16 protein-coding genes are annotated in these 6,887 nt (G+C 33.2%); all 16 read right to left on the bottom strand.

Features of this window, described 5'->3' with window-relative positions:
- Window positions 1-45 precede the first annotated feature (45 nt).
- From rpsH to rpsJ, 16 genes are read right to left on the bottom strand one after another with little or no spacing between them, the layout of a single operon-like run.
- Window positions 46-441 (bottom strand): 30S ribosomal protein S8, encoded by a 396-nt coding sequence (gene rpsH, locus V6U76_RS03820; RefSeq protein ID WP_333023713.1) that lies wholly within the window; start codon window positions 439-441, stop codon window positions 46-48.
- Between the two features lie 18 nt (window positions 442-459).
- Window positions 460-765, bottom strand: a complete 306-nt coding sequence (rpsN, locus tag V6U76_RS03815; protein ID WP_333023712.1) for a 30S ribosomal protein S14 — start codon at window positions 763-765, stop codon at window positions 460-462.
- A gap of 8 nt (window positions 766-773) precedes the next feature.
- Window positions 774-1,310, bottom strand: coding sequence for a 50S ribosomal protein L5 (gene rplE / locus V6U76_RS03810; RefSeq protein WP_333023711.1), 537 nt, complete (start codon window positions 1,308-1,310; stop codon window positions 774-776).
- Window positions 1,311-1,313: 3 nt separating this feature from the next.
- Window positions 1,314-1,631 (bottom strand): 50S ribosomal protein L24, encoded by a 318-nt coding sequence (gene rplX / locus V6U76_RS03805; RefSeq protein ID WP_408647425.1) that lies wholly within the window; start codon window positions 1,629-1,631, stop codon window positions 1,314-1,316.
- Window positions 1,631-1,990, bottom strand: a complete 360-nt coding sequence (gene rplN / locus V6U76_RS03800) for a 50S ribosomal protein L14 (RefSeq protein ID WP_333023710.1) — start codon at window positions 1,988-1,990, stop codon at window positions 1,631-1,633. Before rplN ends, rplX begins: the two co-directional genes overlap by 1 nt.
- A 5-nt stretch (window positions 1,991-1,995) precedes the next feature.
- The gene (gene rpsQ, locus V6U76_RS03795; protein ID WP_333023709.1) at window positions 1,996-2,235 is read right to left on the bottom strand and encodes a 30S ribosomal protein S17; all 240 of its coding nucleotides are present in this window, start codon (window positions 2,233-2,235) and stop codon (window positions 1,996-1,998) included.
- Complete coding sequence (rpmC, locus tag V6U76_RS03790; RefSeq protein WP_333023708.1) at window positions 2,228-2,431, bottom strand: 50S ribosomal protein L29; 204 nt, start codon at window positions 2,429-2,431, stop codon at window positions 2,228-2,230. Before rpmC ends, rpsQ begins: the two co-directional genes overlap by 8 nt.
- Before the next feature lie 11 nt (window positions 2,432-2,442).
- The gene (gene rplP / locus V6U76_RS03785; RefSeq protein ID WP_333023706.1) at window positions 2,443-2,853 is read right to left on the bottom strand and encodes a 50S ribosomal protein L16; all 411 of its coding nucleotides are present in this window, start codon (window positions 2,851-2,853) and stop codon (window positions 2,443-2,445) included.
- An 8-nt stretch (window positions 2,854-2,861) separates the two neighbouring features.
- Window positions 2,862-3,479, bottom strand: a complete 618-nt coding sequence (rpsC, locus tag V6U76_RS03780; RefSeq protein WP_333023705.1) for a 30S ribosomal protein S3 — start codon at window positions 3,477-3,479, stop codon at window positions 2,862-2,864.
- Complete coding sequence (gene rplV / locus V6U76_RS03775; protein ID WP_333023703.1) at window positions 3,479-3,826, bottom strand: 50S ribosomal protein L22; 348 nt, start codon at window positions 3,824-3,826, stop codon at window positions 3,479-3,481. The genes rpsC and rplV overlap by 1 nt, the downstream gene beginning before the upstream one ends.
- A 3-nt stretch (window positions 3,827-3,829) precedes the next feature.
- Window positions 3,830-4,117, bottom strand: a complete 288-nt coding sequence (gene rpsS, locus V6U76_RS03770; protein WP_333023702.1) for a 30S ribosomal protein S19 — start codon at window positions 4,115-4,117, stop codon at window positions 3,830-3,832.
- Between the two features lie 3 nt (window positions 4,118-4,120).
- Complete coding sequence (gene rplB, locus V6U76_RS03765) at window positions 4,121-4,945, bottom strand: 50S ribosomal protein L2 (RefSeq protein ID WP_333023701.1); 825 nt, start codon at window positions 4,943-4,945, stop codon at window positions 4,121-4,123.
- 1 nt (window position 4,946) lies between these two features.
- Entirely contained in the window at window positions 4,947-5,231 is a 285-nt protein-coding gene (locus tag V6U76_RS03760) for a 50S ribosomal protein L23 (protein ID WP_408647424.1), read from the bottom strand.
- Window positions 5,231-5,845, bottom strand: a complete 615-nt coding sequence (rplD, locus tag V6U76_RS03755; protein ID WP_333023699.1) for a 50S ribosomal protein L4 — start codon at window positions 5,843-5,845, stop codon at window positions 5,231-5,233. The genes V6U76_RS03760 and rplD overlap by 1 nt, the downstream gene beginning before the upstream one ends.
- A 12-nt stretch (window positions 5,846-5,857) precedes the next feature.
- Window positions 5,858-6,559, bottom strand: coding sequence for a 50S ribosomal protein L3 (gene rplC, locus V6U76_RS03750; RefSeq protein ID WP_333023698.1), 702 nt, complete (start codon window positions 6,557-6,559; stop codon window positions 5,858-5,860).
- The gene (gene rpsJ / locus V6U76_RS03745; RefSeq protein WP_333023697.1) at window positions 6,560-6,877 is read right to left on the bottom strand and encodes a 30S ribosomal protein S10; all 318 of its coding nucleotides are present in this window, start codon (window positions 6,875-6,877) and stop codon (window positions 6,560-6,562) included.
- Window positions 6,878-6,887 lie beyond the last annotated feature (10 nt).

The following is a 6,887-nucleotide window of genomic DNA, read 5'->3' as shown; positions in this document are numbered from 1 at the left end:
ATAGCAATAGGCTTAGTACCTACACGTGACATATTACTCCTTAATTTAAAAAACAGAACATAAAACCTCTCCACCTACCTTCAACTCGCGTGCACTATAATCAGTCATTATTCCTTTTGAAGTAGAAAGTATAAAAATGCCCAATCCATTATAAAACTTATTAACATTCTTAGACTTACAATAATAACGCTGACCAGGCTTAGAAACTCTAGCTATATTAGTAACCACAGGAGAATTATTATAATACTTTAACTTTACAATCAAGCAAGACACATTACCTTTACTTTCCTTGCTATAGTCTACAATATAACCTTCCTCCTTTAATATTCCTAATATTGAAAGATTAATTTTAGAAAACAACACTTTCGTTTTTTTATGCATCGCAAGCTGTGCATTGCGTATCCTTGTTATAAAATCACCTATACTATCAGATAATGCCATAATTTTACCTTTATATCCCTACCAACTGGACTTAGTTACTCCTGGAATTTTACCAAATGCACATAAATCACGCAATATTACCCTAGATAAACCAAATTTCCTGTACACCCCCCTAGGCCTACCAGTTAAAAAACATCTATTTCTCACTCTAATAGGAGAAGAGTCCCTACATAGCTTTGTTAATTTAGCTTGAAAAAGCACCTTTTCATTTATGGTAAGATTCTTATCTTTAATCTTAAACTTCAACTCATCCCTCCTATCCTTATAGCGACCACATACAATAATTCTTTTTAGATTTCTTTGTACTACAGATTTTTTTGCCATACTCGTTATTAATCAATAATAGGAAAATTTTTAGTTAGTAATAGTGCTCTTAATTGAGAACTATTTTTAGCAGTAGTAACAATAGTTATATCCATCCCATAAATATTTACTACCTTATCATAATTTATTTCTAAAAATGATATATGTTCCTTTATACTAAAAGAAAAATTACCATTGCCATCAAACTGCTTTACACTAAACCCGATAAAATCCCTTTCTCTTGGTAAAACAATATATATTAATCTTTTTAAAAATTCGCACATATTTTTTCTGCGCAAAGTCAACTTGTAACCAACAATTGCACCTTTTCTAGCTTTAAAATTAGAAATAGACTTTTTTAAATAAGTCGCCGCAGGTTTTTGACCAAAACATAAATATAATATATCATGCAACTCATTCGCTATCTTGGAGTCCGCAGCAGCTCTACCAGTACTGATATTAACACATATCTTGACAAACTTTGGCTCTTCCATTACATTTTTATGAGCCACACCCTCCATTATTGAAGAACTTATAGTATTATGATGATATAATCCTTCAGACATCATTTAATTTATTATCTCCCCAGAAACTTTTGCAAAACGTAACTTTTTACTATCTATAAACTTAAAACCAACTTTAGTAGGAGTACGAAATTTAGGATCTAACATTGCAATATTAGAAACATCTATAGGCATTTCCTTTGTAACAATGTCACTTGCCTTACCATTTCTCCCCTTAACATGCCTTTTATGTAAATTTATACCAGAAACTATCATTTTTCTTTGTAAATTTTTATTTATTACACCTATAATTTTTCCAATTTTACCCTTATCATTGCCAGCCAATACTATTACATCATCACCAACTTTTAGCTTACTACCCATTATAAAACCTCAACAGCTAAAGACATAATTTTCATAAAAGAACCAGTTGGTAACTTCTTAATTGGACCAAAAATTCTAGTACCAAGAGGCTCACCCTGATTATTAATCAGCACAACTGCATTACTAGAAAAGGAGATCATAGCACCATCTTGCTTCCTAATACATTTCCTTACCCTAACCACAACTGCTCTATACACTTTACCCTTTATAACTTTACCCTTAGGATTTATAGTCTTAACAGATACAACTATTATATCACCTATAGATGCAGACTTTCTACCGCCCAATAAACCAATGCATAAAACAGTACGAGCACCGGAATTATCAGCCACATTTAATAATGTATTTTTCTGAATCATAAAATTTACACTAAATCTTCATTATTAATCACTATCCACGTTTTTGTAGAAGAAATTGGTCTATGTTCCTGTATTAACACTTTATCACCGTTTTTATAAATATCACTATCAGCATGAGCGGTATATTTACTATACCTCCTTATAACCTTCTTATATAATTTATCCTTAAAGGTCCTCAACACCGAAACCTTTATAGTCTTATTATACACCTTAATTACAGTACCACAAAACACTTTCTTAGACATCTTTTTTATCAGCCTCTCTTTCCTTTAAAACAGTTAAAACACGAGCTATGCTCTTACTTATTACCTTAAACTGTGCAGTATTATTTAACCGGCCTGTTTTTTTTTGAAAAACCAACCTTACAAACTCTTCCCTTAATTTCCTAATGATTAATAATAAATCTTCAGAAGATTTTGATCTAATATCGACTATATCCACAATAACCTCATTTAGCTATGACTTGAAATAAACTTACACTTCAAAGGCAGTTTAGATACAGCCTTACTCAAGGCTGACTCTGCTAGATATAAAGGCACATCATTAACCTCAAATAAAATCCTCCCTGGCTTTACCTTAAACACCCAGCATTCAACACTACCTTTTCCCTTGCCCATACGTACATCAGCAGGTTTTTTAGTAACTGGAGTGTCAGGAAAAATTCTAATCCACACTTTACCAGCACGTTTCAAAGTCCTCGATATTACACGCCTAGTAGCTTCTAATTGCTTTGATGTTACCTTCCCTGAAGTTAAAGCCTTTAATCCATAATCACCAAACAATAAAGAAGTACCACCCTTACTATTACCTCTAATACGCCCTTTAAAAGCCTTTTTATACTTACTCTTCCTTGGAATAAACATCAATATACCTAATTATCCAAATAAACCCAAACTTTAATTCCTATGATACCATAAACCGTCTTCGCTTCACGAACAGCATAATCTATATTAGCACGCAAAGTATGAAGCGGCAAACGCCCCTCTTTGTACCATTCAGTACGAGCCATTTCTGCTCCCCCCAAACGTCCAGCACAACTTACTTTAATTCCCTTACAACCCATTTTTAAACAAGATTGAACAGCCTTTTTCATTGCTCTTTTAAATGAGATTCTCTTTTCTAATTGCTGTGCTATACTGCTTGCTATTAAAGATGCAACCAACTCGGATTTTTTTACTTCTACAACATTAAAATCTACATTACATTTCATTTTCTTGAGAATATCTTTCTTTACTTTTTCAATATCTACACCTTTCTTGCCTATAATTAACCCTGGCCTTGCAGAATGTATGGCTACAGAAATAGAAGACACCTGCCTAGATATTATCACCTTAGAAACATATGCTTGCTTAAAAAACTTCTGTATGTAATCAGAGATCATCAAATCTTGATGTAACTTTTGTACGTAACTCCTCTCAGCATACCAAATAGAATCCCATGTACCTATAACCTTTAATCTAAAACTAATAGGGTTAACCTTTTGCCCCATTATTTATCCTCCTCCATCAATTCAATATATATATTACTATAACACTTGTTAAGCCTATTCCCCTTACCCATTGCTCTTGGATTCACTCTACGTAAAGTTAAAGACTTACCTATTAAAATATTCTTTATGTATAGATTATCGATTTCCATTCCATAATTATATTGAGCGCTAGAAATAGCAGAATTTAAAATTTTAGCTATAAAACCGGCAGCTTTCTTTTTACAAAACATTAGCTGCGCCTTAGCAAAAGAAACCTTCTTGTTACGAACTAAATGTGCAACTAAATTGAGCTTACGAGGAGTTGATTTTACACTCCTTACACTAGCCTTAACTACTTGACTAACCATATACTACCTTTTTACTGCCTTCTTATCTCCGCTATGACCAGTGAATTTACGAGTAGGAGAAAATTCACCAAATTTATACCCTATCATATTTTGATTATTAACATTAACAGGAACATATGTCTTACCATTATAAACAGCAAACCTTAACCCCAAACAAGCAGGAATAATAACAGAAGATCTACAGCGAGTTTTTATCACACGAACATCCTTAATATTAGACGATGCTGCTTTCTTAATCAACTTTAATAAAGAAGGATGACAAAAAGGTGGCTTCCATGAAGATCTAGCCATATACTACCTCTTAAATTGTTTAATATACTTATTACTTAACTTTTTTCTTTTTCTCGTTTTTTTGCCTTTTGTCGAAACACCCCAAGGAGTAACAGGATGACGACCACCTGACGTCTTACCTTCACCACCACCATGAGGATGATCAACAGGATTCATTGCAACACCACGAACACTAGGTCTTATTCCGAGCCATCTACTTCTACCAGCTTTACCTAGTTTTATGTTTTTATGATCAATATTCGAAACCACACCAATAGAAGCCTTGCATGTTGATAAGATTAATCTCATCTGACCAGATCTAAGCCTCAACAAAACATAATTCCCACTATGACCTACAACTTGGGCACAAGAACCAGCAGCCCTAGCGATAGAAGCACCCTTGTCAGGCTTTAATTCTACATTATGCACGAAAGAACCAATAGGTATACATTTTAGAGACAAGCAATTTCCTGGCAATATATCAGAATGATCACCAGAAGAAATAACATCACCAAGCTTTATACCATGAGGAGCTAATATATAAGACTTCACATTATCTTCTTCATATAATATCAAAGCCAAAAATGCACTTCTATTTGGATCATACTCTATACGCTGCACCACAGCATTACCATTTTTACTACGTTTAAAATCTACAATCCTATATTGCTTCTTATGGCCACCACCTATATGACGTACAGTAATTCTACCATAATTATTCCTCCCACCACTAGCGACTTTACCACATGTTAAAGACTTCTCAGGCTTAGCTTTCGATAAAATAGACCTATCTATTAACACTGTCCCACGAGATGACGGAGTAAATGGATTAAGAAACTTCATACTCATATTAAATACTCATGATATCTAATTTACAACCATCCTTCAATGAAAAATATACTTTTTTTTTCCATTTTTTTTGACCCAATATACCTTTAAAAAGTTTTGACTTAGGTTTGACTTTTATAACATTAATTAAATTAATTTTAACATCAAACAAAGACTCTATAGCTTTTTTTATACAAGATTTACTTGCTTTGAAAGAAACATAGAAAGAATACTTATCAAACTTTTCCCTTAAAAAAGAAGCTTTCTCAGTAATTATAGGAGACTCTATTATATGATTATATTTCATCACAGCAACCTACTCTCAAGATAACCCACACCATCACTTGTTAGCATCAAACATTCATGATTCAGTATATCAAAAACATTTAGACCAATTGGCTTTATTAAATTAACATTATACAAATTTCTAGAAGCAAAAAATAGGTCCTTCCCACAATCCCCTACTATCAAAAAAGAAGAATATTTAAAATACTTCATGCATTTATAAAGCTCAGAGGTCTTATGAATTTGAACATTAAGATCATTTAAAATAATTAACTGATTAGAAGAATATTTCAAAGATAAAGCAACCTTTAAAGCAAGCTTGCGTACCTTTTTATTAAGAGAGTAAGCATGAGTCCTTACTACTGGACCAAAAATAACTCCACCACCCCTAAACTGAGGAGACCTCAAACTTCCTTGCCTTGCCCTACCAGTACGCTTTTGACTATAAGGCTTAGCAGTAGTACCAGAAACATCACTAATAACCTTAACCTTATGAGTACCAGATCTCCTTTTAGCTAATTGCCACTTTACTACATCATGCAACACATGAACTTTTTGCTCTATAGAAAATATGCTGTGATTTAGCTTCACAGCCCCAACATCTTTGCCATATAAATCAACTACATTACATTCCATACTTATCTAACTCTAACTAATCAAATCACTATCAGCTGTATCCACTACAAAGCTCACAGGAGAAAGAATATCTCTGTGCAAAGGCTTCTTAATAGCATCTCTTACAAAAACATACTTACCTTTAAAACCAGGAACATTATTACCCTTTACAACAATAAGATTACGCTCATTATCAATAGATAGTAACTCCATATTCTGCGCAGTTACCCTTACATTACCAAAACGACCAGCCATTTTCTTTCCTTTAAACACTTTACCAGGATCTTGACATTGACCTGTCGAACCTTGTGACCTATGAGCAATAGAAACACCGTGCGATGCTCTAAGACCACTAAAATTATGCCGCTGCATCACACCAGCAAACCCCTTACCTTTTGAATTACCAGTAATATCAAGATATTGACCAACAACAAAATGATTTATACTCACCAGACCCAACTGAACGCCTGATAAACTTTTAACTCTACTTTCATATAATTTAGAATTATATGGGACATTGTTTTTCCTAAGATAACTTGATTGAGGTTTGGCAACATTTCTTAAATTATTAAGTGCCAAAATAATAGAATTATCTCTCTCCCTTAAACTCACAATATAAGTTGGCTCTAACCATAACAAAGTAACAGGAATACCTAAAAAAGAAGGATAGAGCCTAGTACAACCAACTTTTTTTAACAACAAGCCAATTCTCCTTAACAGACCAACTCTTCTCATCTACGCCCCCTTTTTAATCTTTAATACAACCTTTACGCCCGCTGGCAAAATTAAATCAGCCAACATCTTTACTACAGTAGCAACCGGATTATGCAAAACAATCAAACGCTTCGGGCTTCTGATTTCAAATTGCTCTCTAGATTTTTTATCTACATGAGGAGATCTATTAACTGTAAACTTCATAATTTTTGTAGGCAGCATAATAGGACCACTAAACTTAACTGTTGTTTGCTCTAAATAATGTAGAATTTTCTTTATACAATTATCCAGTAACTTGCTATCGAAAGCTTTAATAATAATATATATATTTTGCCTCATTCTATCTCAT

The sequence above is a fragment of the Wolbachia endosymbiont of Pentidionis agamae genome (assembly GCF_036711655.1).
GTDB lineage: Bacteria > Pseudomonadota > Alphaproteobacteria > Rickettsiales > Anaplasmataceae > JAZHPY01.
The sequence above is the reverse complement of the archived record's forward strand: the minus strand, read 5'-3'. Positions and strand labels throughout refer to the sequence as shown.